Origin of the sequence: Clostridium frigoris (assembly GCF_018861865.1) — a bacterium.
In the GTDB taxonomy this organism is placed as follows: domain Bacteria; phylum Bacillota; class Clostridia; order Clostridiales; family Clostridiaceae; genus Clostridium_AD; species Clostridium_AD frigoris.
Genome location: NZ_JAHLDV010000005.1, coordinates 76,366 through 102,504 on the forward strand (window position 1 = coordinate 76,366; position 26,139 = coordinate 102,504).

General features: G+C 31.8%; 26 protein-coding genes. 2 read left to right on the forward strand and 24 right to left on the reverse strand.

Annotation, left to right across the window (positions count from 1 at the left end; all coding sequences use genetic code 11):
- Nucleotides 1-149: 149 nt before the first annotated feature.
- The 3 genes from KPL37_RS03920 to KPL37_RS03930 form a co-directional block, all read right to left on the reverse strand.
- Nucleotides 150-1,382: a competence/damage-inducible protein A gene (locus tag KPL37_RS03920; RefSeq protein ID WP_216146118.1), complete on the reverse strand. Its 1,233-nt coding sequence runs from the start codon at nucleotides 1,380-1,382 to the stop codon at nucleotides 150-152.
- A 58-nt stretch (nucleotides 1,383-1,440) separates the two neighbouring features.
- Nucleotides 1,441-2,388: a phosphoglycerate dehydrogenase gene (locus KPL37_RS03925; RefSeq protein ID WP_216146119.1), complete on the reverse strand. Its 948-nt coding sequence runs from the start codon at nucleotides 2,386-2,388 to the stop codon at nucleotides 1,441-1,443.
- Between the two features lie 89 nt (nucleotides 2,389-2,477).
- Nucleotides 2,478-5,408, reverse strand: coding sequence for an insulinase family protein (locus KPL37_RS03930; RefSeq protein ID WP_216146120.1), 2,931 nt, complete (start codon nucleotides 5,406-5,408; stop codon nucleotides 2,478-2,480).
- Nucleotides 5,409-5,942: 534 nt separating this feature from the next.
- On the opposite strand from KPL37_RS03930, the gene KPL37_RS03935 reads away from it, so the two are divergent.
- A complete protein-coding gene (locus KPL37_RS03935; protein WP_216146121.1) occupies nucleotides 5,943-6,287 on the forward strand; it encodes a protease inhibitor I42 family protein in 345 nt (114 codons plus the stop codon).
- 111 nt (nucleotides 6,288-6,398) lie between these two features.
- On the opposite strand, the gene KPL37_RS03940 is transcribed toward KPL37_RS03935, so the two are convergent.
- The 8 genes from KPL37_RS03940 to proC form a co-directional block, all read right to left on the reverse strand.
- Nucleotides 6,399-7,262, reverse strand: a complete 864-nt coding sequence (locus KPL37_RS03940) for a methionyl aminopeptidase (RefSeq protein WP_216146122.1) — start codon at nucleotides 7,260-7,262, stop codon at nucleotides 6,399-6,401.
- Between the two features lie 385 nt (nucleotides 7,263-7,647).
- A complete protein-coding gene (locus tag KPL37_RS03945) occupies nucleotides 7,648-7,920 on the reverse strand; it encodes a hypothetical protein (protein ID WP_216146123.1) in 273 nt (90 codons plus the stop codon).
- Nucleotides 7,921-8,190: 270 nt separating this feature from the next.
- Entirely contained in the window at nucleotides 8,191-8,886 is a 696-nt protein-coding gene (locus tag KPL37_RS03950; RefSeq protein WP_216146124.1) for a response regulator transcription factor, read from the reverse strand.
- A complete protein-coding gene (locus KPL37_RS03955; protein ID WP_216146125.1) occupies nucleotides 8,883-10,334 on the reverse strand; it encodes a sensor histidine kinase in 1,452 nt (483 codons plus the stop codon). The genes KPL37_RS03950 and KPL37_RS03955 overlap by 4 nt, the downstream gene beginning before the upstream one ends.
- 19 nt (nucleotides 10,335-10,353) lie before the next feature.
- Nucleotides 10,354-11,106: an ABC transporter permease gene (locus KPL37_RS03960; protein WP_216146126.1), complete on the reverse strand. Its 753-nt coding sequence runs from the start codon at nucleotides 11,104-11,106 to the stop codon at nucleotides 10,354-10,356.
- Nucleotides 11,093-11,818 (reverse strand): ABC transporter ATP-binding protein, encoded by a 726-nt coding sequence (locus KPL37_RS03965; RefSeq protein ID WP_216146127.1) that lies wholly within the window; start codon nucleotides 11,816-11,818, stop codon nucleotides 11,093-11,095. The genes KPL37_RS03960 and KPL37_RS03965 overlap by 14 nt, the downstream gene beginning before the upstream one ends.
- 154 nt (nucleotides 11,819-11,972) lie before the next feature.
- Entirely contained in the window at nucleotides 11,973-13,214 is a 1,242-nt protein-coding gene (locus tag KPL37_RS03970) for a hypothetical protein (RefSeq protein ID WP_246578114.1), read from the reverse strand.
- Between the two features lie 162 nt (nucleotides 13,215-13,376).
- Nucleotides 13,377-14,186: a pyrroline-5-carboxylate reductase gene (gene proC, locus KPL37_RS03975; RefSeq protein WP_216146128.1), complete on the reverse strand. Its 810-nt coding sequence runs from the start codon at nucleotides 14,184-14,186 to the stop codon at nucleotides 13,377-13,379.
- 229 nt (nucleotides 14,187-14,415) lie between these two features.
- Between proC and KPL37_RS03980 the strand changes: the two genes are divergently transcribed.
- Nucleotides 14,416-14,562, forward strand: coding sequence for a small, acid-soluble spore protein, alpha/beta type (locus tag KPL37_RS03980; protein WP_216146129.1), 147 nt, complete (start codon nucleotides 14,416-14,418; stop codon nucleotides 14,560-14,562).
- Nucleotides 14,563-14,691: 129 nt separating this feature from the next.
- Here the strand turns inward: KPL37_RS03980 and KPL37_RS03985 are convergent, their stop codons facing one another.
- The 13 genes from KPL37_RS03985 to KPL37_RS04045 form a co-directional block, all read right to left on the reverse strand.
- Nucleotides 14,692-15,573 (reverse strand): DegV family protein, encoded by an 882-nt coding sequence (locus KPL37_RS03985; RefSeq protein WP_216146130.1) that lies wholly within the window; start codon nucleotides 15,571-15,573, stop codon nucleotides 14,692-14,694.
- Between the two features lie 133 nt (nucleotides 15,574-15,706).
- Nucleotides 15,707-16,657: an acetyl-CoA carboxylase carboxyltransferase subunit alpha gene (locus KPL37_RS03990; RefSeq protein ID WP_216146131.1), complete on the reverse strand. Its 951-nt coding sequence runs from the start codon at nucleotides 16,655-16,657 to the stop codon at nucleotides 15,707-15,709.
- Between the two features lie 43 nt (nucleotides 16,658-16,700).
- The gene (gene accD, locus KPL37_RS03995; RefSeq protein ID WP_216146132.1) at nucleotides 16,701-17,561 is read right to left on the reverse strand and encodes an acetyl-CoA carboxylase, carboxyltransferase subunit beta; all 861 of its coding nucleotides are present in this window, start codon (nucleotides 17,559-17,561) and stop codon (nucleotides 16,701-16,703) included.
- Nucleotides 17,562-17,675: 114 nt separating this feature from the next.
- A complete protein-coding gene (locus tag KPL37_RS04000; RefSeq protein WP_216146133.1) occupies nucleotides 17,676-19,022 on the reverse strand; it encodes an acetyl-CoA carboxylase biotin carboxylase subunit in 1,347 nt (448 codons plus the stop codon).
- 51 nt (nucleotides 19,023-19,073) lie between these two features.
- Nucleotides 19,074-19,541: a 3-hydroxyacyl-ACP dehydratase FabZ gene (gene fabZ / locus KPL37_RS04005; protein ID WP_246578115.1), complete on the reverse strand. Its 468-nt coding sequence runs from the start codon at nucleotides 19,539-19,541 to the stop codon at nucleotides 19,074-19,076.
- 70 nt (nucleotides 19,542-19,611) lie between these two features.
- Entirely contained in the window at nucleotides 19,612-20,121 is a 510-nt protein-coding gene (gene accB / locus KPL37_RS04010; RefSeq protein WP_216146134.1) for an acetyl-CoA carboxylase biotin carboxyl carrier protein, read from the reverse strand.
- 2 nt (nucleotides 20,122-20,123) lie between these two features.
- Nucleotides 20,124-21,365, reverse strand: coding sequence for a beta-ketoacyl-ACP synthase II (gene fabF, locus KPL37_RS04015; RefSeq protein WP_216146135.1), 1,242 nt, complete (start codon nucleotides 21,363-21,365; stop codon nucleotides 20,124-20,126).
- Nucleotides 21,366-21,451: 86 nt separating this feature from the next.
- On the reverse strand, nucleotides 21,452-22,192 hold the full coding sequence (fabG, locus tag KPL37_RS04020) for a 3-oxoacyl-[acyl-carrier-protein] reductase (RefSeq protein WP_216146136.1): 741 nt from the start codon (nucleotides 22,190-22,192) through the stop codon (nucleotides 21,452-21,454).
- A gap of 68 nt (nucleotides 22,193-22,260) precedes the next feature.
- Nucleotides 22,261-23,196, reverse strand: a complete 936-nt coding sequence (gene fabD / locus KPL37_RS04025) for an ACP S-malonyltransferase (RefSeq protein ID WP_216146137.1) — start codon at nucleotides 23,194-23,196, stop codon at nucleotides 22,261-22,263.
- Nucleotides 23,197-23,289: 93 nt separating this feature from the next.
- The gene (gene fabK / locus KPL37_RS04030; RefSeq protein WP_216146138.1) at nucleotides 23,290-24,222 is read right to left on the reverse strand and encodes an enoyl-[acyl-carrier-protein] reductase FabK; all 933 of its coding nucleotides are present in this window, start codon (nucleotides 24,220-24,222) and stop codon (nucleotides 23,290-23,292) included.
- A gap of 173 nt (nucleotides 24,223-24,395) precedes the next feature.
- Nucleotides 24,396-24,626 (reverse strand): acyl carrier protein, encoded by a 231-nt coding sequence (gene acpP / locus KPL37_RS04035; protein WP_216124444.1) that lies wholly within the window; start codon nucleotides 24,624-24,626, stop codon nucleotides 24,396-24,398.
- Between the two features lie 20 nt (nucleotides 24,627-24,646).
- Nucleotides 24,647-25,630 (reverse strand): beta-ketoacyl-ACP synthase III, encoded by a 984-nt coding sequence (locus tag KPL37_RS04040; RefSeq protein WP_216146139.1) that lies wholly within the window; start codon nucleotides 25,628-25,630, stop codon nucleotides 24,647-24,649.
- A gap of 18 nt (nucleotides 25,631-25,648) precedes the next feature.
- Nucleotides 25,649-26,101 carry a MarR family winged helix-turn-helix transcriptional regulator gene (locus KPL37_RS04045; protein ID WP_216146140.1) on the reverse strand — a complete coding sequence of 151 codons (453 nt, stop codon included), beginning with the start codon at nucleotides 26,099-26,101 and terminating at the stop codon, nucleotides 25,649-25,651.
- Nucleotides 26,102-26,139 lie beyond the last annotated feature (38 nt).

Below are 26,139 nucleotides of genomic sequence, written 5' to 3' on the forward strand. Positions count from 1 at the left end.
ATAAAAACAACATATATTTGAGATAATTGTAATCTAGACATAAAAAAACAGGTGTATATACCTGTTTTTTTTATGTCTAGATCTATTTTATTATCCATTTTATATAAATAAACTAAATTTTGTCCTTATAATAATATAGATCAATTATGTTATAATAATTCTCTCCTAAGCAGGTCTATTAGTTGCTTGGTCGCTCTTTCTCGAACCTTTTGCCTATCACCTGACAATTTAAGCATCTTGGTTTTAACTTCACCATTAATATATAATCCTACATATACAAGGCCTACTGGTTTTTCCTCACTTCCTCCACCCGGTCCTGCAATACCTGTGGTTGAAATTCCAATGCTAGTACCTGCAGTCTTTGCTATTCCAATAGCCATTTCTGCTGCAACTTCACTACTTACTGCACCATACTTATCTAAAGTTTCTTTCTTAACTCCTAATCTATTAATTTTAGCATCATTAGTGTAAGTTACTGCTCCCTCCATAAATACCGACGATATCCCGGGGTAATTTATAAGTGCTGCTGCAACCATTCCTCCTGTGCAAGATTCAGCTGTTGCTATAGTTAACTTTTTATTAACTAACATTTCGCAAAGTACACTTTCTAAAGTTACATCACCTTCGCCATAAATGTTATCATTACCAAGTCTACTACGTATTTTAGCTTCCATAGGCTCCATAAGTTTTATACCTTCATCATAAGTATTAGCCTTTGACGTAATTCTAAATGTTACTTCTCCTTCTTTAGCATAAGGTGCAACCGTCGGATTAGTTTGCGTGTCTAATATATCTTCTATCATTTCGGAAGCGTTACTCTCACCTACTCCAATAACCCTTAGTACCTTTGAAACTAATACCCCTTGCTCAAACTTTCTAAGGTATGGAACAACACTCTCCTCAAACATAGGCTTCATTTCCCAAGGTGGTCCAGGTAGAAGTGCAACAATTTTTTTATTTTCTTCTATTATGCATCCCGGTGCTGTACCATTATTGTTAGGAAGTATTACTGCATCCACTGGAAAATACGCCTGTTTCTTATTACTTTCTACCATTACTCTATCGGTCTTTTTAAAATAGTTCTCAATAATTTTTAAAGAAGCTTCATGAACCACGCTTTTCTTTCCAAAATACTCAAAAGCTACCTCCTTAGTTAAATCATCCTTCGTAGGTCCAAGGCCGCCAGTAGTTATAACTAAATCAGCTCTACTAAAAGCTAATCTATATGCCTCTAAAAGTCTTTCTGGATTATCTCCAACTACTGATTGATTGTATACTGACATTCCTAAATCTGCCAATCTCTTAGCAATATATTGTGCATTTGTATTTACTATATCGCCTAGTAATATTTCTGTACCCACTGCTAATATTTCTGCTTTCATGATTATTTCCTCCTCTTGGTACCACCCACATGGCAAATGGCATCTGTATCTTTATAATTTAGTATCCCTTTTTTAAATCTACAATATTTATTAGTTCCTTAGTTACTACATACCTTTTCATATTTTCATATATAGTCTCAAATCTTCGCTCATTTCTCATCTGTGAAATCCAAGAATTATGGGAAGTTAATATAATATTATCTAAATCCCAAAGTAGGCTATTATCTTTTAAAGGTTCTTCTTCATATACATCTATTGCAGCACCCGCTAGTTTACCATTTTGTAAATTCTTAACTAGACATGGCTCATCTACAATATTACCTCTAGCTACATTTATAAAAAAAGTTCCATCTTTCATCGCACTAAACATATCCTCATTAATTAAATGATATGTTGATTTAGTATATGGCAATGCAACCACAACAACATCACATAACCTTAGCATTTCATGAAGGTTATCCATAGCATAACATTTATCAAAATATATAACATCATGGCCAGTTGTATTTACACCTAGAATAGTTACACCAAACCCTTGAAATCTCTTAGCTGCTTCATTAGCTATTGTACCTGTCCCAATAAACCCTATAGTCTTTCCATATAACTCAAGAAGACTTGTATCCACTTTCCATTTTCTATCGGCTTGATTTTTATATAATCTTTTACTATTCTTTAGAATCTCAAGGGTTTTTAACACAACCCATTCCCCCATAGGAATACTGTATCCACCTTTGTTATTTGTAATTATAATAGAAGTATTTTTAACATACTCAACTGGCAATTGATCAATGCCAATGCTAGATAATTGAATCCATTTTAGTTTTTTCATTTTCTTTATATCAAGAGTCTTAAAAGGGTCATAACAAACTAAAACTTCAATATCTGCAAGTTCTTCACTATACGTCAAATTTTCCTCTGAAACAACCTTTAAATCATATCCCAAAGCTTCTATATTTTTCCTTTTCTCTCCTCCGTAGTTATATGTGAAAAGTACTTTAATAGACATTCATATCCCCCTTAAAAAAAAAGATACCAATTGCCACGTAGATGGCTCCTTTTCTCCTTTTCTTTGAAAAAAAGGTGCCATAAGGCACCTTATTTAAATACATTTACTAATTTAGTAAATATTTCTTTATTATCTTTAAGTTTTGTTTCATTTCCGAGTACACAAAAATAATTCTCTTTTATAATATCAGAGAGCAATGTTTTAAATGATATAATATCATCAGAATTTGTAGATAATACCTCTTCTCGCTCCTTTTGTCTTTGCTCCTCAGTGATACCTCTTATATAATATGCTGTAGCCCGTTCACCCTTCATAGATGGTGTTAATGGTGAATCCAGCTCACTAATTGTACCTATAATGTATTTTGTCATTTCTCTATCAGAGGCTTCAAAATTTTGTATATAATCACATATTCCATCATATGCTGTTAAAGTTTCTTTAACATTTGGATCTCTATACGATACAAATACTATGTTACCACTTCTAGCAATGTTTGCAAATCCACCATAGGCTCCACCTTGTACACGAACTCTATTCCACAAGTAATCAAGGCTTGCTATAGTCTTAAGTACTAACATCTTACCTGAATAAGAATAACCCTTCTTAATAAAGTTATATCCCTTAGCTACATACTGAACATCTGATGAAGTCAGTAATCCCTCATTATTTTTACTCAAATCAAAATCATACTTAGCATCTGGTAATTTTTCATCTCCTAGGACATTAATGACTTTAGGTAGCTCGCTAACAAATGAATTGTATATGTCTTCTTCTCCTGTAACACTTATTATAAGGTTATTTTTGTTAAATATAAGTTTTGATGCCTTATTTAAATTTTTTATAACCTCATCTGCTTTATTATCAAAATCTGTTTCAATTTCATTTAAAAACTTATAAAATGAAATACCTGTTGTTTTTTCTATATAAGCTGAAGCTGGTGAAAAGTATGATGTAAGTCTTCCAGCTGCTACCATATGTCCTCTATCAATAATTTTCATCTCATATCTTGATTTTAATTGTTGAATTAACTCCTTCAAACGTTTCTTTTCATCAAATTTAGTAAGACTAATTATTTCTGCAATAATATCAAATAGTTTAGGAATACTTGCAACTAATGCTTTAGTCTTTACTACTAACTTAGGATTATATTTTTCAAAATTTTCATTTTCACCATAAACATCTGTAGTAAAATGAATACCACCTGTATGAATATTAACTTCATTAGATAAATCGGAGTAATTAGTATTTTGCGTACTTACTCTACCTAAAATAGTTGATAGTAAGGTTACATAAGGTATTAACTCAACATCTACTTTTTTAGCATCAAACAATATATTTATATAAGCAATTTTATTGGTGAATATATTATGAGATAATACTTTTACTCCCTGCTCATCATTTACCTTTAAAGGTAGGTGTTCTACCTTTTTTTCAATATCTGAAAGCTCAAGTAGAGGGATAGTCTCAAGTACTTCTACAGAGTCTGGTGTCATTTGTCTTTCTTTAAGATTTTTTGTACTCTTCACAATTTCCTCTATTTCTTTCCCCGAGAGGCCCTCTTTGTATTTTTCTAGTTTTTCTTGTGTTGCCTTTGACTTTTGCTCTGCAAGACCTTTTTTACCATTCAAAATAACCATAGAACTATGGGTATTATTAATTAGATACTTTTCTATAAGTTTTTCAAAGTAATTTGTAGTTAATGCAGCTTTTATTTTACTTAAATAACTTTCGTATTCTAAATGCATAGTGGGGTCTTTATCATAAAGCCAACTATCCATACTAGTTATATAGTAAAATAATCCTTTTGGAAAGCCACCTAAATCTGCTTCTCTTAACTTAAATTCAGTAATATTTATACATGCCTCTATTAATTTTTTATCTATTCCATCTTTAACTAAATTCTTTAAGGTTGTAAATACAACCTCCTTAAATTTTTCTTTTTCACTTTCACTTGAGTTTTTTACTACTATACTAAACACCGGTTGTAATATACTATTATCGAAACTTCCAAATACATCCTTACCAATCTCTGCATCCACAAGCGCTTTTTTTAAAGGCGCTGCAGCACTTTCTAATAATAAGTATTCTAAAATTTCAAGAGCTAAATGCATTTCTGGTTGGGTAACGTTATCTCCTGATACAAAGTTCAAACTTAAGAAGGTTTTACCCTTCTCATCATCATCACTAGAAATAGGATAGTCCATCTTAACCTCTTTCATCTTACTAAATGGTTTTTGTAACAATATTTCTGAATCAATTTGAATTCTATCAAACTCTTTTAAATATTTATCATTTATGAATTGTAACTGCTCATCAATATCTCCATCTCCATATAAGAATATATAACTATTGGATGGATGATAATATTTTTTATGAAACTCTGTAAATTCCTTCTGAGTTAAATCTGGTATAAATTCTGGATCTCCACCTGACTCTACACCATAAGAAGTGTCAGGAAATAAGGATTCTTGAATTTTACGCATAAGGGACCCTTCCGGAGATGAGAATGCGCCTTTCATCTCATTATAAACTACACCTTTGTATGTTAATTTGTCTTCTTTGTTTTCTAATTCATAATGCCAACCCTCTTGCATTAATATTTCCGGTTGTGAGTATAAGTTTGGATAAAAAACAGCATCCAAATACACATCCATAAGATTAACGAAATCTTTTTCATTTTTACTTGCTAAGGGATAAATTGTTTTATCAGAAAAAGTCATAGCATTTAAAAATGTATTTAAAGATCCTTTTATTAATTCTACAAAGGGCTCTTTTGTAGGAAACTTCCTAGATCCACAAAGTACTGAATGTTCCAATATATGTGGGAGTCCATTATTATTTTTAGGTGGTGTTCTAAATCCTATAGAAAAAACCTTATTGTCATCATCATTTTCTATATGAAATAATCTAGCTCCACTTTTTAAATGTTCAAATAATCTTGTTACTGAATTTAACTCTTCTATATTCTTTTCCTCAATTAACTTAAAGCCATGGTATGTACTTCCAATTTTAAACTCCATTTTTCTCCTCCTAATACTTTCTTTAAAAAATTAAATAATTCGTTAAGTGTTTCATATTCCGTAAATTTTATATTTAAGCACATTACATATTATATGAATGACAAGCATTGAATAAACATGATGCTTATGCATAACTGATTACAAGTATGGCATGAGTATAACAAATATGTCATACTCATGATATCTAATATTAAAATTTTCTTTATTATATTAATTATACACCATTTTATTCCACACTGCTAACAACATAAATTATTTAATATATTTATCTTTCCTCATTTTTATTTAGTCTATACTACGCATAGAATAAAAAATAATTTAGGTTATAATATTTGGAATATTATCTTAACCAATACGCTTATAAATTTAAATATGCATATTATTACAGCAATGTTTTTTTGTTTTACTTTTTTATATAAAATATTGAATTTGGATACTAAAATTAAATTTACGATATTGTTGTTGCATGAATAAATATATAAAAAAAAGAAATAATAATAACACTAATAGGTGATGATCAAGGAGGGAAATTACTTGGATAAAAAATATGAAAATTTCAAGTTAAATGCAATAGTTTTAGGGAATAAGCTTATAAACATTATATCTCTTCATGAGCATATGGTTATTGAACTTACCGAATCTCCTACAACCGGATATTCTTGGCATTACACTACTTCTGATCCTTCTATTATAATATTAGAAGAGAAAGTAATATATGATTTTAATAAACCAAATATTTTAGGAGGAAGTAAGCAAATTATTTGGAAATTTAAATGCTTGAATTGTGGCGAATGTAAAATAACCTTTTCTTATTATAAAAGCTGGAAAAAAGAGTCATGCTTCTTAGATGAATTAACATACATAATAAAAGTGCAATAGCATACCTTATCAAATTGACCTAATTCACAAAAATCAGTAAAAAAATAAAAAGGAAAGTCCACAGTATGTAACGTGGACTCTCCTTGTAAATCACTATTTATTAATTAATGATTATGTTAATATTTCATAACCTGTTTGAGTAATAAGTATGGTATGTTCCCATTGAGATGACAATGATCCATCTGTTGTAACCGCTGTCCAATCATCATCAAGTACTCTCGTGTCTGGGCTTCCAATATTAATCATAGGTTCAATCGTAAACGTCATATTAGGTAACAGTATTGTACCCTCACCTTTTTTGCCTATATGAGCTACAAATGGTTCTTCATGAAATTCTAGTCCAACACCATGACCACCATAATCATATACTACAGAATAACCAAGACTTTCTGCATGTTGCTGAATAGCATTTCCTATATCGCCCAGTGTATTAAATGGTTTCACTTGTTCTATACCTAGGTCTAAACATTCCTTTGAGACACGTACCAAATCCACGGCCTCTTTAGAACCCTCTCCGATTACATACATTCTGCTAGCGTCACCATAATATCCGTCTAATATACAAGATACATCTACATTAACTATATCTCCGTCTTTTAGAATAGTTTCACATGGTATTCCATGACATATCACATCATTTATTGATGTACATACACTCTTAGGAAATCCCCCATAGCCTAATGGCGCTGGGTATGCATTATGCTCTACCGTATAATCATGTACCCAAGTATTAATTTCCTCTGTGGTTACTCCCACTTTTATTCTTTCACTAACAATGTCTAATACATCATGAGTCAGTTTACAGCTTTTTCTTATACCTTCTATCTGCTCTTGCGTTTTCATAATATCTCTAGGTATTGTATACCCAACTTTCTCCTCTATATTGCTTATAAATATGTCTTGATTCATATGGCATTTTTTATATTTTTTGCCACTTCCACACCAACACACATCATTTCGTGATAGTTTATTCATTTTATTTCCTCCCACTAAAATTATTCTAAACATCAATATTAACTACAAATTAGTTATAAGGCATCTTAGACTTGTTATTTTTTATTATGCTAAGTATATGCTTATCTTTAAGCAACCTTAAATAATTAAGGTTATATGCTTTATTGATGGTTTAATCTTTTATTACAGTTACTATTATACCTCTTCTTTACAATTGTTGTGCATTAATTAATAATTAATAAATATTTTAGTGACGAATACAACGAAACTGAAATTGAAGATATAATAAAACCTGAGTTACGCCAACATATTATTAAAAGCTAAAAAGAGATATCCTTAAATTTAAAGAATACCTCTTTTTATTAAAAATTTGGAGTAACCTAATCTATTTTTAATGACTTATTCTCTATATATTATTTATCATATGTTCCTTTTTAAGATATTGATATTTATTACCACTCGCATTGACTACTAAATTATTATTAGCTATTTCTGCAGCTTCTTCTATATTCTTAGCCTTAAACACTATAGTTCCACCATTTCTATTATACATTCCTCCACATATTAAGTATTTAGAAGAACGATTAACATTATCAGTACTTGAAGCATAAGTTATTGCTAAACTATCATTACCCCCTCTTGAGTAATTTATTTTAACTAATAAATCTTTTGTTTCCATTTGTTTTACCCCCAGTCCAATAATCCACTTTAGAAATACAGTTTAGGTACAAATTAAAACTATCGTAAAATGAAATAATTATATATTTATATATACTTTAAAAGTATTTTGTCTTATTATGTTATGTATATATTGTAACGAACATTTGTTCGTTAGTCAATAGCTTTTACTCTCATAATAAATATATATGTTTTGATTACAATTTTTATTCCTTACAAACCTAATACATATGATTTTTAGGATAATAAAAAATATAGGCTTAGGGTACGTTTATACCCGAAGCCTATACCCCGTTCCCCAAACAGTTTCAATATATTGAGGTTTAGATGTAAATTTCTCTATCTTTTCTCTTACTCTTCCAATATGTACTGTTACAGTCGCAGTATCGGATAGTGCATCATATCCCCATATCTTTTCAAATAACTCGACCTTACTAAATACCCTGTTAGGATTTTCAGCTAGATATAGCAACAACTCAAACTCCTTTTGAGCTAAATTTATTTCAGTACCATTTACAAATACCTGCCTACAATCCTTTCTTATTTCTAGTCCCCTTATTATAATAGTGCTACTTTTCACACTAGCGTTAAATTTATTTTTTATTCTATCATAATTTTGAATATGTGACTTAACTCTAGCAACTAGTTCACCTGGGTTAAACGGCTTTGTAATATAATCATCAGCACCAAGACTCAATCCTTTTATTTTATCAATATCGTCTTTTTTTGCAGAAACCATTAAAACTGGGATTTCTTTATCATCTTGCATACTACGCAAAATAGTAAATCCATCAATTTTAGGAAGCATAACATCAAGAATTAATAAATCGAATTCCTTTGTTTTCAAAGCATTTAATCCATCTACCCCATCATTACATATTTTTACCTCAAACCCTTCGAGCTCTAAATAGTCCTTTTGAAGCTCTGCAATACTTATATCATCTTCTACTATTAAAATTTTTTTCATAATACTCCTTTATTTAATATTTTCCCAAATGACATCAAAATGCTTGTACCCTCATTTTCATGACTCACAGCCCATATTGTACCACTGTGACCCTCTACAATTTGTTTCGCAATTGCAAGCCCAAGTCCGCTTCCATTTGCTTCACTTCTTGCAATATCTGCTCTGTAAAATCTATCAAAAATTTTATTTACATCATTTTCATCAATACCAGATCCATTATCTCTTATTTCGATTATAATACTAGAATTTGTTTCTCTAAGCAGTATTGTAATTTTGCCTTGAGCTTTATCCATATATTTACTAGAGTTATCAATAATGTTTAATATCACTCTCATTAATCTTTCTCTATCAATCATAATATATTTTAAACCATCCAAATTATTCTCCAAACAAATTTCTATGTTCGACTTTTCAAGTTCTGGTGCGCTTTCATGAATACAGTATTTAAAATAATCTATAATATCTGTCTTTTCAAAATTAAAAGGTAATTGACTCAGATCTAACTTCGAATATAAAAGCAAATCATTAATCATAATGTCCATCTGTTCCGACTTTGAATAAATAGTCTTTAAATATCGATCTACCTTTTCAGGAGTATTCGCAACACCATCCAAAATGCCATTAACATAACCTTTTATTGACGTTATAGGTGTTTTAAGATCATGAGATATACTAGAAACGAGCATAGTCCTATTCTCATCATACTTTTTTTTCAATCGAATAGAATCTTTAAGTTGTATTCTCATTTTTTCAAAATCAGCACATAAATTCTTAATTTCTTGGTCTCCGACTTCAATAATTTCTAGACTTAGCTCACCTTTACTAATTTCTCCTACAGCTGTACTTAAAAGTGATAAAGGCTTTATTATTCTTTTAGAAAGTAAATACGACATATATATGTTGACCGCTATAAACGATATAAGGAATATAGCAACTATAAATATAATAAACTCTTCTAGAATACTTGAATACTTAAACACTGGAGCAATTAATATGACATTTCCTACGTTACCATCAATAAACCTAATTGGAGTTACTTCTACCATATAAGATATAGTATCAATTTCCACTAATCTTTTTTCAGATCTAGCATTACCTTCTACTAAACACTTCTCTATGTCAATTTTATTCAAATCCTTTGAAGTGAAAATAATAGTACTATTTTTAAGTATTATAATTTCTCCGTTTATGGTTGATAACCTTTGGCGTAAATATTGTTGATATTTTTTATTCTGCATATCACCTGAAGTTTGATTACGTACAATATTGCTAGTATCAGATAATTGAGTCTTTATAAATACAAACTTTTTAAAATTACCATAACTTACGTCCTTGTTAAAAATAGTTGAAGAAATAAAAATAAATAAGAACGCAGCTATAATTGTAATTACAAAAGGCACTACCACAGTTATAGTATTAGAAAGAAGTAATCTTTTTTTTATGTTCATTTTTCACCTCAAAATGTCTTTAAAATTCTTTTTTGTCAAATATATAATATCCTGCTGTAAAAAATATTATACCATAACTAATCATCATCATAAATTGAAGAAAGATTTTTAAAATAGGTATGGTATCCATAGTAAATAGCGTATACCAGTTCATCATTGATGTAATGAACATACCCGAATATCTGTAAAATAAAATTCCGAGTCCCTTAAACATAACAAAAACGAAAATAGACAGAAAAAATACGCCTATACCACTTCTAATTATATTGGCAAAAAAAGCAATAATTATCGATAATATCACCATAGGCACAAGCGTTACAATGTAGGAAACTAGAATTTTAATAACACTACTAAATGTAGCTGAATTTGAATTAAAAAGACAACCCGCAATTATTGAAAAAATCATTATAAATAAAAGGTTTGCTATGATAAATAGCATAATTGCAATTAACTTTGATGCATAAAATTTTAATCGTGAGATGGGCCTTGTTAATGCAATTTTCATAGTGTTTTGTGAAAACTCTCCTGAGAAACTCTCTATAGTAACAAGTGCCGTAAATAAAGGAAGAATTGTGTTCACAACAACTGATAGCACCAGTATAGGAAATTCCATGCTGGAAACCCCACGTAGTCCAAAACCAGATCTTAATACTACCATAGATAATTGTCCAACAATTATGACAATAATTGATATAATTACTGCGACAATAATTTTTTTTCTTTTATATAACTTCTCAATTTCATTTATTAAAGCAGCTTTAAATTCTACCATTTCGCTCTACCTCACTAACAAAATAATTTTCAAGTGTTGAATAATTATTTAATATATTCTTCATAGTATCAACATTAAGCATTCTACCATTGTATAGCACACCAATATGTGTACAAGTAAGTTCAACATCGTGAATAAGATGACTTGATATAAAAAATGTTGTATTTTCCTTTGCTGCAAGGTCTTTCACTATATTTCTCATAGCAATCATTCCCTCAACATCAAGTCCATTTAGAGGTTCATCTAATATAATTACCTCTGGCCTTGCTAAAATGGCTGCTGCAATTCCTAGTCTTTGTTTCATTCCAAGAGAGAACTTTCTAGGTTTCTCATTTTTGTATTTAAGAATACCTGTCAGCTCTAAGACTTCATCAATTCGCTGATCGTCAACGTCTTTATAATATCTTGAGACTTGCTTTAGATTCTCATAAGCTGTTAAATAGGAATAGGTTTCTGCTGTTTCTATAATGCACCCGACTTTTTTCATTACCTGTTCGTAATTCTCTAGTATACTATGTCCTAAGATTTTTACATCCCCGCTGTCTGGTCTTATAAGTCCAGTCATTATTTTCATAGCAGTAGTTTTACCAGCACCATTAGGTCCTAGAAATCCGAAAATTTCCCCTCTATGTATATCAAGATTTATATCTGTTATGCCCCGTCCATTTTTATATACCTTGGAAAGGTTTTTAATTTCAATTACTTTCTCCATTTATTTCCACCCAAATACACTTTTTCAAATCTTTTTGTTATAAACATATAGTTTCGATAACCATTATATAATCGTAAAATTAACAGTTTGGAGACTCCCCCCATACAATGTTTTAATTTAGAGTCCCCAAATAATTAAATTGTTTTATTTATTACTAGTTGAATACTTTACTGTAATTATCATTATTAAGCATCTGCTGCGCAGTACTTCCATTCGTACTAAAGTATATATCTGCTGAACCTATGTTTATAGATATGTTACCTGTAATCTTTTCACCAACTTCACTACTCGAATTGAAAAGCCCATTAAACTGATCTTTTTGAAATGTTGAACTAAACTTGAAATCTTTTTTATCTACTGCATATTCCTCAAAGCCCTTTGCATATTGTTCATAATATCTTCCGCTGACACCTTTCTTATCTAAAGAAGTTATGTCTACAAATCTTTCTCCTATTTTTATAAATTTAGCATCCTTTTCTATTAAAATATCCGTCTTGTATTTTCCTATATATTTTTCTGGATTTGTTAATTTACTATAATCTTGTTCTACATTTTTTTCTACTTTCTTACCTGTTAAATCAGGTTTACTAACCTTAGTAGAATTAACATCTGTCATCTTTGCTAGTAACTCAAAGGTTAATTTGTGCTCTACGCCTTTTGCATCTTTACCAGAAATCACTCCAGTACCAAGAACGGTTTGAATTAATCCCTCCTTAGTTGTTACCATATTTCCCTTAACTTCTTTTACAAAAATATCACTTATTATTTTAGGCATATTACTTTCAGTATTAGTTATACTTTCAAATCCTTTTTTAGATGTAAGTGAAGCAACTGCATTAACAATAGCCGGTATTTGAGCTTCACTTAAAGAACCAGACAAAGTCTTACTTCCATCTGAATTTTGCGTAACTACAACTGCATCTTTTAAATTACCGACAACAGCATCTGCAATTTTCTCCATGTCAGTTGCTCCCTCTTCTTTAAAAGGATTTTGTGAAGTTGTAATTTTATGGGGAGTTGTAAATTCAGTTATAACATATGACTTTTTCGAAGTATCTTTGGATATATAACCATTTATATCAGAGTAAGTATAACCCTGTGTTTTTTTAAAACCATCTAGTCCTGTTGTTACAGTTTCTTTAGCTCCCTTTGATACATCAACCTTATCAAGAGAATCCTCAGAATAAACTACAGTTCCATTGTCTTTTAAGACAATAGACATATCTGCAGTATAACTTGTTAGCTTTGTTGTAGCACTTTCTGCGGTATATTTAACGGAGTCCTTAAGTTGATCATATCCACTTTTAGTTAATACTTGTGCCATAGCAGTAGTTGCAAACATTACACTGCCTAGAGCAAAACTTACAATTGTTGCTGTCTTCTTATTTAACTTCATTTTATTTAATCTCCTCTTTGCTATAAATTTGCTTTTTAACATGAAAGTCTTTCATAGTTTTATTTTAAGGTACATGTCTCTACTTTCTATAAACAAATTATAAACAAAGTATAAACTCCATTCATTCATGTATAATGCATGATATATGAAATATTTTTTTAATTAGTTTTTACCCATTTTAATTGCCTTCTCAGTGCAGCTCTCCATAGCTGAAATTACAGATCCCCTAAAATTATTTTTTTCAAGGGTGTATACTGCCGCTATAGTAGTTCCCCCCGGTGAGCACACGTCATCTTTAAGTTTTCCTGGATGTTCTCCAGTTTCAATCACCATTTTGGCCGCCCCTAGCACTGCCTGTGCTGCCATTTTATACGCTTTGCCTCTTGGCATTCCTTGGAGCACTGCACCATCACCTAAAGCTTCAATAAGCATATATACATAAGCCGGGGATGACCCACTAACAGACGGAACCACATCAATAAGCTTTTCATCTAATATTTCTACCTTCCCAAAACTTTCAAATATTTTTAATACATCTTGCAATTCATTTGGAGTTATATTTGTATTTGAGCAAAGTGCACTCATTCCCTCCCCTACAAGTGCTGGAGTATTTGGCATAGTTCTTATAATTTTTGCTTTCTCCCCTAATAAATTGCTCATACGCTCTAATGTTATTCCAGCGGCTATAGTTACTATAACCACATCCTTCTTTAAATATGGTTTTATTTCATCAATTACTTCAAAATATTTATAAGGTTTTACAGCAAGTATTACTATATCAGAAAACTTTGCAACTTCCTTATTATCCTTTGTTACTTTAATATTGTGTTCTTCTTGTACCTTAATTAAATTATTATCTGATGGATTACTTGCTATTACATTTTCACTATAAACTAAATTTGATTTAACTATCCCACTTATCATAGCCCTTGCCATATTGCCACAACCTATAAATCCTATTGTTTTATTCATATCATTAACTCCTCCAATGTAAATTTACTTAATAACACTAATTATATCATTAATTATCTCCTGTGGTGCTACAATCAGCTCCTTAGTCGTTAGACGTCGCATTCAAATTAATAACATTTTTTAGTATAAACAATAAAAATATGGTTATATTAATATTGGGATTTAATATTAAGAGGCAATGGTTTAATAATAATTTTGTACTCTTAAATAACACAAGGAGGATCTTAATATGTCACATAAAGACAACAAAAATAGCAAAGACAATAAAAAAGCTGGTCAAAAAACAAAAAAAGAATTAGAAAAAATGAGAATGGAAACTGCCAATGAAATAGGTGTTTCTAAAGAGTCTAAAAAATTAGGAAAAGAGACAAAATAATTTTTGTATATACTAAAGCAAAAGGAAGATGCCCTATGACACCTTCCTTTTGCTTTATTCTAATGATATTATGTTAATATATGATGTGTTATTATAATTGCGATTTATTACTATTAAAATATTCAATCTTTATCTTTCTTTTGCTATGAAAAATATTCCTAACATCTCTGGTCCTACATGTGACCCTACTGCCGTCCCAACATAATTCAAAATAACGTCCTTAACATTTCCATTTTCTCTAAGTAATATTTCTAAAGCCAATGCATCTTCTAGGCAGTCCCCATGACTTATTGCAATAACTTGCTTTATGCTTGGATCTGACTTTTCCTTAAACTTTTGTACTAGTGTACTCATTGCTTTTTTTCTTCCTCTACACTTAGAGAATGGTATAAGCCTACCTTCGTTGTCCACAAATAAAACAGGTTTTATATTTAGTAATGTACCAACAGCTGCTGCAGAACTAGATATTCTCCCACCTCTTTTTAAATGGTTTAAATCATTAACCGTAAACCAATGATTAATTCTCAGTTTATTCTCCTCAAGCCATTTAACTATCTCTCCTGTAGATTTTCCACTCTTCAACATTTCATATGCATAATATGTTAAAAGTCCCTGTCCAAGGCTTGCGCATTTACTATCTACTATTCTTATATCAGCATCAGTAAACTCTTCAAGTATAGTTTCTCTTGCTATATTTGCGCTATTAATAGTTCCAGTTAATGCAGAAGACAATGCAATATATATTATAGACTTTTTCAGTAAAACATACTTTTTAAATACATCTAAATATATTTGGCTATTAATTTGTGAGGTGGTAGGCGTTTCTCCCTGCCTTAAAGCAGCATAAAAATCTTTGCGAGTAAACTTTTCTCCAAAATCGTCTTCTATTGCTTGCCCTTTAAAGTTACAAATCAACCCTAATGGCACTATATTATCTTGTTTAATATATTCTAAAGGTAAATCGCATCCTGAATCTATTACTAGAATTATTTCACTATGTGTTTTACTCATAACTTAAATCCCCTTTGCCATTCTTTAAATATTATTTTTACCTTTTATTCTATATAATTTATATATACACCTATATACAAAAAAAGAAAAGCAAATATACTTTTCCGAGCTTCATTGAATTGAAAATCACTAATTATTCTACTACCATACCTATTTTTCTAAACTTATAATATCTTTTTGTAAGTAGGGATTTTATTGGTTCACGTTTTAATCTAACAATTGCTTCCTCTAAATTACGTTTAATACTAATTGACATCTCATCTACATTAGTATGTGCTCCACCTAAAGGTTCTTTTATAATTCTATCTATTACTTCGTAATTTATTAAATCCTGAGCTGTTATTTTCATGGCACTCGCCGCTTCACTAGCAAGACTTGCATCTTTATATAATATACTAGCAAAACCTTCTGGTGATAAAATAGAATAAATTGCATGCTCAAGCATCCAAACTTCATCTGCTACTGCCATAGCTAAAGCTCCACCACTTCCACCTTCACCAATTACTATTGAAATTATTGGTGTTTTTAAAGTTGACATATACATAAGATTTCTAGCTATTGCTTCCCCTTGACCTCTTTCTTCTGCACCCAATCCACAATATGCTCCCGGAGTATCAACAAGACAAATAACAGGTCTTTTAAATTTTTCTGCCTGTTTCATAAGTCTTAAGGCTTTTCTATAACCTTCAGGACTCGGCATACCAAAATTTCTCTTTATGTTTTCCTTTGTGTTATTTCCCTTTTGCTGTGCTATAACAGTTACAGGTATACCATTAAACTCTGCGATTCCACCCACAATTGCAGCATCGTCTCCATAATATCTATCGCCATGTAACTCAATAAATGACTCAAAAATTCTATTTATATAATCAAGAGCAGTCGGACGTTCCACTAGCCTTGCAATACTTACTTTATCCCAAGCAGTTAAATTTTTATAGGCTTCCTTTTGCATATTGTAGAGCTTTATTTCCATCTGTCTTATCTCTTTATCTAAATCCATATTTTGATCTTTTGCTAAGTTTTTTAGCTCATCTATTTTACTTTTAAGTTCATACATGTGCTTTTCAAAAGGTAAAGTTACCATAAATTTTCACTCCTTATGTATTACTTTTGTCTTTCTTTCGGTGCTACAAATGAACTTTCAATATCTGTGCTAAAGTATCCTTCATATCTTTTCTATCCACTATCTTGTCTATAAAACCCTTCTTAAGCAAAAATTCGGCCCTTTGAAACCCTTCAGGCAATTTCTGATTTAATGTCTGCTCTATTACTCTTTTACCTGCGAAACCTATTAACGCGTTAGGTTCTGCGATAATTATATCTCCAAGAGTTGCAAAACTTGCTGTAACTCCACCTGTAGTTGGGTCTGTAAGCACAGTTATATAAAGGTTACCACTATCATTATGTCTTGCAATCGCTGCGCTAGTTTTAGCCATTTGCATTAGAGAAAATATCCCCTCCTGCATCCTAGCTCCCCCTGAGGCTGTAAATATAATAATTGGTTTTTTGCTCTCTGTTGCTTTTTCAATGACCCTCGTAATTTTTTCTCCAACAACAGACCCCATGCTTCCCATCATAAACTTACTATCCATCACCGCAATTAACGTATCCTGTCCATTTATCTTTCCTTCTCCAGTAATTACTGCTTCATTTAATAATGTCTTATCGCGCAATTTTTGAAGTTTCTCAGTATATCCCTTAAAATCTATAGGGTTACCTGAGATCATAAATTCATCGTATTCTTTAAAAGTACCTTTATCTATTGTATAATCTATTCTTTCGCGACACCCAATTCTGAAATGGGTTCTACAATTATCACAGGTCATTATGCTACTCTCCAAATCCTTTTTATAAAGGATTTTACCACAGGTTTCACATTTAACCCACATTCCTGAAGGGATATTAGGTTTTTTCTCACCATATTCATTTTCTAAATTTTTAACCTCAATATATTTACTCTTTTTAAATATACGTTTAAACTCAAACATATAACTACCCCTTTCTAAAACCATACCCACTTCAATTTATAGCATCTATAATAAATACTACTCTCATAGTATAAAACTTTTAAGTAATAAATTCCAGTATACATTTAGCTACTTTTAAATATTTTTAAATTCTTTACCAATAAATCCAGTATCGAATTTGCCTTTTATAAAATCTTTATTATTTACTATCTTAAATTGGAAGTCTATATTAGTATCTACTCCTTCTATTATAAATTCACCAAGTGCCCTTCTCATTTTGCATATTGCTTCATCTCTATCTTTTCCGTGCACAATGAGCTTTCCTATCATAGAGTCATAAGTCGGTGGAATTTTATATCCTTGATACGCTGCGCTGTCTACTCTTATTCCATATCCACCAGGAATATGAAGTGATTTAATGACCCCTGGACAAGGCATAAAATTCTTAGCAGGATTTTCTGCATTTATTCTACATTCAATAGCATGACCCTTAATATTTATCTCTTCTTGTTTGTATGGAAGTACTTGACCTGCCGCTATTCTTATTTGGGCTTTAACCAAATCTATCCCAGTAATCATTTCTGTTATTGGGTGCTCCACTTGTATACGCGTATTCATCTCCATGAAATAGTATTTACCATACTTATCAAGTAAGAATTCTATAGTTCCCGCATTTTTATAATTAATAGATTTAGCTGCTTTAATCGCAACCTCTCCCATCTGTTTCCTAAGTTCTTCTTTCATTCCAGCTCCAGGCGCCTCTTCTATTACCTTTTGATTTCTTCTTTGAATAGAACAATCTCGCTCATTAAGATGAACCACATTTCCATGCTCATCTGCAAGTATTTGAAACTCTATATGCCTTGGTTCTTCTATGAATTTTTCCATATACATTGTTCCATCACCAAATGCAGTTTCCGCCTCTACTTTTGCAGTATTAAATGCGCTTGCGAGATCCTCTACTTTGCTAACAACTCTTATACCACGTCCCCCGCCTCCTGCTGAAGCCTTTATCATTACAGGGTATCCTATTTTCTCAGCTGATTCTAAAGCATCCGTTTCAGAAGCAATTTCTCCATCTGACCCAGGAACAACAGGTACACCAGCTTTTATCATAATTTCTCTTGCCTTTAACTTATTACCCATGTTATCAATATTTTGTGAATTAGGGCCTATATATTTTATATTACATTCCTCACACATTTGTGCAAACTTACTATTTTCAGATAAGAATCCATAACCTGGATGAATAGCTTCTGCACCTGTAAGAACTGTAGCACTTAATATATTTTGCATATTTAAATAACTATCCTTAGATTTAGCAGGTCCAATACATATAGCCTCATCTGCCATTTGAGTATGAAGAGCTTCCTTATCAACCTCGGAATATACTGCCACAGTTTGGATACCCATTTCATTACATGCCCGAATTATTCTTACCGCTATCTCGCCTCTATTGGCAATTAATATCTTCTTAAACATATTGTTTACCTTCCCCATACTTAAAATTATTAACTAAAGCGTTCAAACTCTTTAAATACCTACTGCAAACGTAATTTCAGCTTGTGCTGCCTTTACTCCATTTACTGTTGCTATTCCAAGCCCTATTCCAACAGGCCCCTTCATCTTAATTATCTCTACCTCAAGCTTAAGTACATCTCCAGGAACAACTTTCCTCTTGAATTTTGCTTTGTTAATACCACCAAAATAAGCTATTTTACCTTTATATTCTTCCATACTTAAAAGCGCTACCGCCCCAACTTGCGCAAGAGCCTCAATAATAATCACTCCTGGAAGTATTGGTTCCTCAGGGAAGTGTCCTTGAAAAAAGTACTCATTCATAGTAATATTCTTATACCCAACTGCTCTTTTCCCTGGTTCTAATCCCTCTACTTTATCCACAAATAAAAATGGGTATCTATGGGGAATAATTTGTTGAATTTGTTTTACATCTAAAGTAATTCCTTTTATAGCTTCTGTATTTTCTTTTATATTTTCCATGTTAATCCCTCCACCTCGCACGTTATTAAATCACTAAATAAATTTAAATTTTAGGTTACCTTTTTATGCACTAGTTCTTAGTTATTTTAAATAATGGTTGACCGTACTCAACCATATCTTCATTAGAAACTAATACTTCTAAAATTTCTCCATCTACTTCACTTTCAATTTCATTCATAAGTTTCATAGCTTCTAATATACAAAGTGTATCTCCTACTTTAACTTTAGAACCAACTTTAACAAAATTCTTTGATTCAGCACTTGGAGAAGTATACATAGTTCCAACAATAGGTGATTTAACTATACATATGTTTTCATCTGGTATTGTCTTCGCTGCATTTTTAGAAACATCATTTTCTATATTTGTTGCATGTACTTCCTGCATTTCTATGTTTTTTCTAGTTAATTGATCCTGTGTAGCCGTAGCTATCTGTGTAGAACTTGCAGGAATTCTTTCTACTACCACCTGGTCTTCTTTTTTCTCCATCTTTATTCTAATACCCTCTGTCTCAATTTCAAAACAAGTGATTTGCGAATCACTAACAGTTTTTATTAATTCTTGAATGTTTTTATAATCCATAGTTATCTACCATCCCATTTTTTTAATAATATAGTAGCATCATGACCACCAAATCCAAAAGAATTTGACATTGCATACTTAAGCTGCTGTTTTCTGCCTACATTTGGAACAATATCTAAATCACAATCTTCATCTGGTACTTTATAACCTACAGTTGCTGGCACAAAACCTTCTTCTAATGCTTTTACACATACTATAGCCTCTATTGCTCCTGATGCTCCAAGAAGATGTCCTGTCATAGACTTTGTTGAACTCATTGGTATCTTGTAAGCATATTCACCAAAAACAGATTTAACAGCTATTGTTTCAAACTTATCATTATATGGAGTACTTGTTCCATGTGCATTAATGTAAGATACTTCTTCTGGCTTAACACCACCATCTTTAAGCGCCATTACCATTGACCTTGCAGCCCCTTCTCCATCTGGTGCTGGTGAAGTTATGTGGTATGCGTCACAAGTTGATCCATAACCATTGACCTCTGCATATATTTTAGCATTTCTCTTTTGTGCATGCTCTAAAGATTCAAGTATAACTATACCTGCACCATCTCCCATAATAAAACCATTTCTCTCCTTATCAAAAGGAATTGATGCTCTTAAAGGGTCTTCACTTTTACTTAAAGCTGTTAATTGTGTAAAACCAGATAAAGCAAGTGGACTTATAGATGCTTCTGCTCCTCCAGCTATTATTATATCTGCTCTACCATCTTGAATTAGATGAAAAGCATCCCCGATTGCATTTGTTCCTGTAGCGCAAGCAGTAACTACACTATAACACATACCTTTAGCACCATACTTTATTGCTATATTTCCAGCTGCCATATTACCAATTATCATAGGTATTAAGTAAGGTGTCACTCTACTTGGTCCCTTTTCTAAAAGCTTTGCATGTTCTCTCTCAATGGTACTTATTCCACCAATACCAGAACCAACTATTACTCCTATTCTTTCACTGTCCTCGTTTTCTACATCTAGTCCGGAGTTTTCAACTGCTTCTTTCGCTGCAACCATTGCATACTGACAATACATATCCATTTTTCTAGCTTCTCTTTTATCTAGCGCTACGGTTACATCAAAGTCTTTAACCTCTGCAGCTAACTTACATTTAAAATCCGTAACATCAAAAGATTTAATTACATCTATACCGCAAGTTCCTTTTTTTATATTATCCCAAAAAATATTTACATCATTTCCTATAGGTGTAACTGCTCCCATACCTGTTATAACGACTCTATTTTTCATAAAGTAAATCCTCCTTTAATCATCTTTAGGTGCTTAATCACCTTAGGGCGTCGCATCATATTTATATGCTGAATCACCCAAATGTGCTACATTACCATTCCACCATCTACATTTATAACTTGACCCGTTATATATGCTGCTTCATCTGTTGCTAAAAATGCTACTACATTTGCAACATCTTCTGGCCTGCCAAGTCTCTTTAATGGAATAGTGCTCATTATAGCATCCTTTACTTTAGTGGGCAAAGACTCAGTCATATCCGTTTGAATATATCCTGGTGCTACTGCATTACAAGTTACCCCTCTGCTTCCAAATTCTCTAGCTACAGATTTTGTCATTCCTATTATTCCTGCCTTCGCTGCCGAATAATTTACTTGACCTGCATTTCCTGTAATCCCAGTAACTGAAGATATATTTATTATTCTTCCACTTCTTTGTTTAAGCATTATAGATGATACATGTCTTGTGCAATTAAAGGCACCTTTTAGATTAATATCTATAACACTATCAAAATCTTCTTCTTTCATTCTCATCAAAAGCCCATCTTTTGTTATGCCAGCATTATTAACTAGAATATCTATGCTTCCAAATTCCTCAACACATTTCTTCATCATATTTTCCACGTCACTATAACTGCTTATATCCGCTTGAATTGCAAGTACCTTAACTCCCAAAGCTTCTATCTCTTTAACTACTTCACGCACTGCATCAACGCTATTTCTATAATTAACAACTACATTTGCACCAAGCTTTGCAAGCTTTAATGCTATAGCTCTTCCAATGCCACGACTAGCTCCTGTAACTACTGCTGTTTTTCCTTTTAACATAAATTTATGTTCTCCTTTGCATCTTTCATATATCTTTATTTATTAATCAATTTTATTATTAATAAATCCTATTTTTTTAGCAATTCTACTGCTTTATTTAAAGATGCCATATCTTCTATATTAACAATTGTAAGGTTTCTATCTATTTTCTTAACAAATCCACTTAATACTTTGCCAGGTCCTATCTCTACAAAAGTATCAACACCGTCTTTTATCATTCTTCTAATAATTGTCTCCCATAAAACCGAACTCATAACTTGAAGTTTTAAATTTGATTTGATATCATCTATGCTTTTTATATAATCCCCATTTACATTTGTCATTACCGGAATACTCATATCTTTAAGGACTATATTTTCAAGTTCGATTTCTAACTTCTCTGCTGCCGGTTTTAGCATAGATGAATGAAATGGTGCACTTACAGATAAAACTATAGCTCGTTTAGCACCTTTTTCCTTAGCTTTTTCACATGCAAGTTCTACCGCCGCTATTTCCCCGGCAATTACTATTTGTCCCGGGCAATTCAAATTTGCAATTTCAACTATCCCAGAAGTTTTTGCCTCGTTACATGCTTCCTTAACCTTCGATGCCTCAAGACCAATAATCGCAGCCATGGTGCCTATCCCTACAGGTACCGCCTCTTGCATAAATCTACCTCGCTTTTTAACAAGCTTTACAGCATCTTTGAAATTCATAGCTCCACTACAAACAAGTGCTGAGTACTCTCCAAGACTAAGTCCTGCAGTCACATCACATTTCACACCATATTTTTGTAATGCCATAAGTGCTGCTATACTAACAGTTAAAATAGCGGGTTGAGTATTCTCTGTAATATTTAACTCCTCAATTTCACCTTCAAAACAAAGTTTACTTAATTCAAAATTAAGTTCTTTATCTGCTATATTAAATATATTTTTGCATTCCTCTATATTTTCAAATAATTCCTTGCCCATACCAATATATTGGGCTCCCTGTCCCGGAAAAATAAAAGCAATTTTGCTCATAATTTATCTCCTCACTCATCACTTTTAGAGCTAATCATTACTTCAGCTCCAAATATTATGGCTTTAATCTGTATGAAATAATAATATAATAATTTATTTAAATCTTATAATAGCTTCTTTCGCCTCTGTGAACATTTCTTCGATAATTTCCTTGCAACTTTGTTCTTTTTTTACAAGACCCGCAATTTGACCTGCCATAATAGATCCCATCTCTATATCGCCTTCTTTTACTGCCTTTGGTAAACATCCTCGTCCCAGTTCCTCTAACTCTTCTATTGAAGCATTTTCTTTCTCAAATTTCTGGAATTTTCTCGATAATTTATTTTTTAAAACCCTAATAGGATGACCTGTAGATCTTCCAGTAACCACTGAATCTATATCCTTCGCACCTAATATTTTCTTTTTATAATTATCATGTATTGTACATTCATTTGCTACTAAAAACCTTGTTCCTACTTGTACTCCTTGTACGCCAAGCATAAATGCTGCCGCAACACCTCGTCCATCGCCTATTCCGCCTGCTGCGATTACAGGAATAGTAACCGCATCAACAACCTGGGGTACAAGTGACATAGTTGTAAGTTCACCGATATGTCCTCCAGATTCACAGCCTTCTGCGATAACTGCATCTGCTCCAGCTCTCTCCATACGCTTTGCCAATGCAACAGAAGCCACTACTGGTATTACTTTAATCCCATGTGACTTCCAAAGTTCCATATATTTACCTGGATTACCTGCTCCAGTAGTAACTACCTTAACACCTTCTTCACATACAAGATGTGCAATTTCTTCTGCATTATCACTCAAAAGCATTATATTAACGCCAAAAGATTTATCTGTTAGCTTTTTAGCTTTTCTAATTTCATCCCTTATATAATCTGTTGGTGCATTGGCTGCAGCTATAATACCTAGGCCTCCTGCATTAGATACTGCAGATGCCAGACTACTGTCCGCAACCCAAGCCATCCCACCTTGTATTATTGGATACTTTACACCCAACTCTTTAAAAAATACGGAATTAAACATTTTACCCCTCCTTGATTCCTTAAAACATATAGTTAAAGTCAGATAATTATAAAAAAAAAGTATATATTACTACAACTACATTCTACGTAATATATACTTTTTAATATACTGAATAAAACTAAATTTTTATACTTAGTATTTCAGCTCCCCAATCATCTAACTCTTAATTTAAATTATTTAAGTTTTTCTTCTATATATTTAACAATTCCCTGTACATCTTTAATATTTTCTATATCCTCATTTGGTATTTCAATTTCAAATGCTTCTTCAAGTGACATAACAATTTCAAAAATCTCAAGAGAATCTACACCTAAATCATCTGCAAATTTAGCCTCCATTTTAACCTCTGCTTCGTCTATTCCTAATTGTTCAACTATTACACTTTTAACTTTTTCAAATACCATTATTAATTCCTCCTAAGATTTTATTTATTCATTGTCCATTCTATTAATGAAGCTCCGTAGGTTAACCCACCACCGAAGCCTACAAGTATAATTTTATCTCCAGCTGTAAGTAAATTTTTCTTATTCATTTCATCCATTGCTATAGCTATACTTGCTGCTGAAGTATTCCCATACTTATCTAAATTAACGAAAAATTTATCTTTATCAGCCTTCAATTTTCTAACAACAAATTCTATTATTCTAAAATTTGCTTGATGACAAACTACATACTTAATATCATCAAGTGTGTAATTATTTTCATTTAAGATTCTACTTATGCTACTTGCAATAGTTTTTACTGCAAATTTAAAAATTTCTTTGCCATCCATACTTATTGTTGATTTAAAATTTTCAGTTCCTTTTGTATATGTATTTTTCACATCTACAGTTGGACACGTCAAAAATTTGCCCTTTTGACCTTCTGAAGCTGAATTTATAGAGATTATCCCTCTAACTTTTCCCGCCTCAAGTACTGCTGCCCCTGCTCCATCTCCAAATAAAATACAAGTGTTTCTGTCTGTCCAATCAACTATTTTTGATAATACATCAGCCCCTATTATTAGTGCTCTTTTTAGCTGACCTGTTTTAAGAAATTGCATTGCTATATTTAGGGCAAATATAAACCCTGTACACGCTGCTGATATATCAAAAGCCATGGCATTAACTGCTCCAATATTTCCTTGAACTATACATGCAGTTGCTGGTACAAATTGATCTGGAGATGTACTTGCAACAATGATCAAGTCTATATCTTCGGCTTTAACATTTGCATTTTTTAATGCGAAAGCTGCTGCTTTTGTAGCTAAATCTGAAGTGTTTTCACCTGTAGATATATGTCTCTGCTTTATACCCGTCATAGAAACTATCCATTCATCAGAAGTATCTACAATTTTTGATAACTCATGATTAGTCATTATATTTACAGGTGCATAACTTCCCGTACCAATTATTTGTACTTCATTCATTGCTTAACTCCCACTTCCTTAATCTTCTAATCTATAATTGTTTTTGAAGAAATCATTTAATTTTTCAAGAGATTTTATTAATACCTCTTCCTCTTCTTCATTTAACCCATCGATAGTTGCATGTACCATATTAGAATGAAACCTATTATGTATTCTATAGGCAAGTTTTCCTTTTCTGGTAAGTGTAATCATTACTGATCTTCTATCTTCTTCTCCCCTTTTTCTATCAACATACCCCTTTTTGAGAAGTTTATTAATAGCGGTTGTAAGAGTCCCCACAGTTATTCTAAGATCTTGAGCAACCTCTGACATAGTTCGATATTCATACATTCCAATTGCATCAATAGTATGTACTTCTGTTACAGATATATCATTAAGGATTCCTTCTTTAAGTGCCCTCTGTTCTATCTGAGTTATATCACTAAAGGTCTCTACTAAAAGTTCATTTACAACTCCAACAGATCTGCTCATAATTATCACCATTTCCCATACCTTGATTTTCATATACT

Excerpts from the sequence above, each read along its gene's own strand:
- fabD (WP_216146137.1), bottom strand. The coding sequence starts at position 23,196 with ATGAGCAAAATTGCTTTTATTTTTCCGGGACAGGGAGCCCAATATATT.
- KPL37_RS04040 (WP_216146139.1), bottom strand. The coding sequence starts at position 25,630 with ATGAATGAAGTACAAATAATTGGTACGGGAAGTTATGCACCTGTAAAT.
- KPL37_RS03960 (WP_216146126.1), bottom strand. The coding sequence starts at position 11,106 with ATGGTAGAATTTAAAGCTGCTTTAATAAATGAAATTGAGAAGTTATAT.
- KPL37_RS03930 (WP_216146120.1), bottom strand. The coding sequence starts at position 5,408 with ATGGAGTTTAAAATTGGAAGTACATACCATGGCTTTAAGTTAATTGAG.
- proC (WP_216146128.1), bottom strand. The coding sequence starts at position 14,186 with ATGAATAAAACAATAGGATTTATAGGTTGTGGCAATATGGCAAGGGCT.
- fabZ (WP_246578115.1), bottom strand. The coding sequence starts at position 19,541 with ATGGAAAATATAAAAGAAAATACAGAAGCTATAAAAGGAATTACTTTA.
- KPL37_RS03920 (WP_216146118.1), bottom strand. The coding sequence starts at position 1,382 with ATGAAAGCAGAAATATTAGCAGTGGGTACAGAAATATTACTAGGCGAT.
- fabF (WP_216146135.1), bottom strand. The coding sequence starts at position 21,365 with ATGAAAAATAGAGTCGTTATAACAGGTATGGGAGCAGTTACACCTATA.
- KPL37_RS03985 (WP_216146130.1), bottom strand. The coding sequence starts at position 15,573 with ATGAGTAAAACACATAGTGAAATAATTCTAGTAATAGATTCAGGATGC.
- fabK (WP_216146138.1), bottom strand. The coding sequence starts at position 24,222 with ATGTTTAATTCCGTATTTTTTAAAGAGTTGGGTGTAAAGTATCCAATA.
- accD (WP_216146132.1), bottom strand. The coding sequence starts at position 17,561 with ATGTTTGAGTTTAAACGTATATTTAAAAAGAGTAAATATATTGAGGTT.
- KPL37_RS03925 (WP_216146119.1), bottom strand. The coding sequence starts at position 2,388 with ATGTCTATTAAAGTACTTTTCACATATAACTACGGAGGAGAGAAAAGG.
- KPL37_RS03965 (WP_216146127.1), bottom strand. The coding sequence starts at position 11,818 with ATGGAGAAAGTAATTGAAATTAAAAACCTTTCCAAGGTATATAAAAAT.
- KPL37_RS03950 (WP_216146124.1), bottom strand. The coding sequence starts at position 8,886 with ATGAAAAAAATTTTAATAGTAGAAGATGATATAAGTATTGCAGAGCTT.
- KPL37_RS03970 (WP_246578114.1), bottom strand. The coding sequence starts at position 13,214 with ATGAAGTTAAATAAGAAGACAGCAACAATTGTAAGTTTTGCTCTAGGC.
- KPL37_RS03940 (WP_216146122.1), bottom strand. The coding sequence starts at position 7,262 with ATGAATAAACTATCACGAAATGATGTGTGTTGGTGTGGAAGTGGCAAA.
- fabG (WP_216146136.1), bottom strand. The coding sequence starts at position 22,192 with ATGTTAAAAGGAAAAACAGCAGTAGTTACAGGAGCTAGTCGTGGCATT.
- KPL37_RS04045 (WP_216146140.1), bottom strand. The coding sequence starts at position 26,101 with ATGAGCAGATCTGTTGGAGTTGTAAATGAACTTTTAGTAGAGACCTTT.
- KPL37_RS03945 (WP_216146123.1), bottom strand. The coding sequence starts at position 7,920 with ATGGAAACAAAAGATTTATTAGTTAAAATAAATTACTCAAGAGGGGGT.
- acpP (WP_216124444.1), bottom strand. The coding sequence starts at position 24,626 with ATGGTATTTGAAAAAGTTAAAAGTGTAATAGTTGAACAATTAGGAATA.
- KPL37_RS03990 (WP_216146131.1), bottom strand. The coding sequence starts at position 16,657 with ATGGTAACTTTACCTTTTGAAAAGCACATGTATGAACTTAAAAGTAAA.
- KPL37_RS04000 (WP_216146133.1), bottom strand. The coding sequence starts at position 19,022 with ATGTTTAAGAAGATATTAATTGCCAATAGAGGCGAGATAGCGGTAAGA.
- accB (WP_216146134.1), bottom strand. The coding sequence starts at position 20,121 with ATGGATTATAAAAACATTCAAGAATTAATAAAAACTGTTAGTGATTCG.
- KPL37_RS03980 (WP_216146129.1), top strand. The coding sequence starts at position 14,416 with ATGTCACATAAAGACAACAAAAATAGCAAAGACAATAAAAAAGCTGGT.
- KPL37_RS03955 (WP_216146125.1), bottom strand. The coding sequence starts at position 10,334 with ATGAACATAAAAAAAAGATTACTTCTTTCTAATACTATAACTGTGGTA.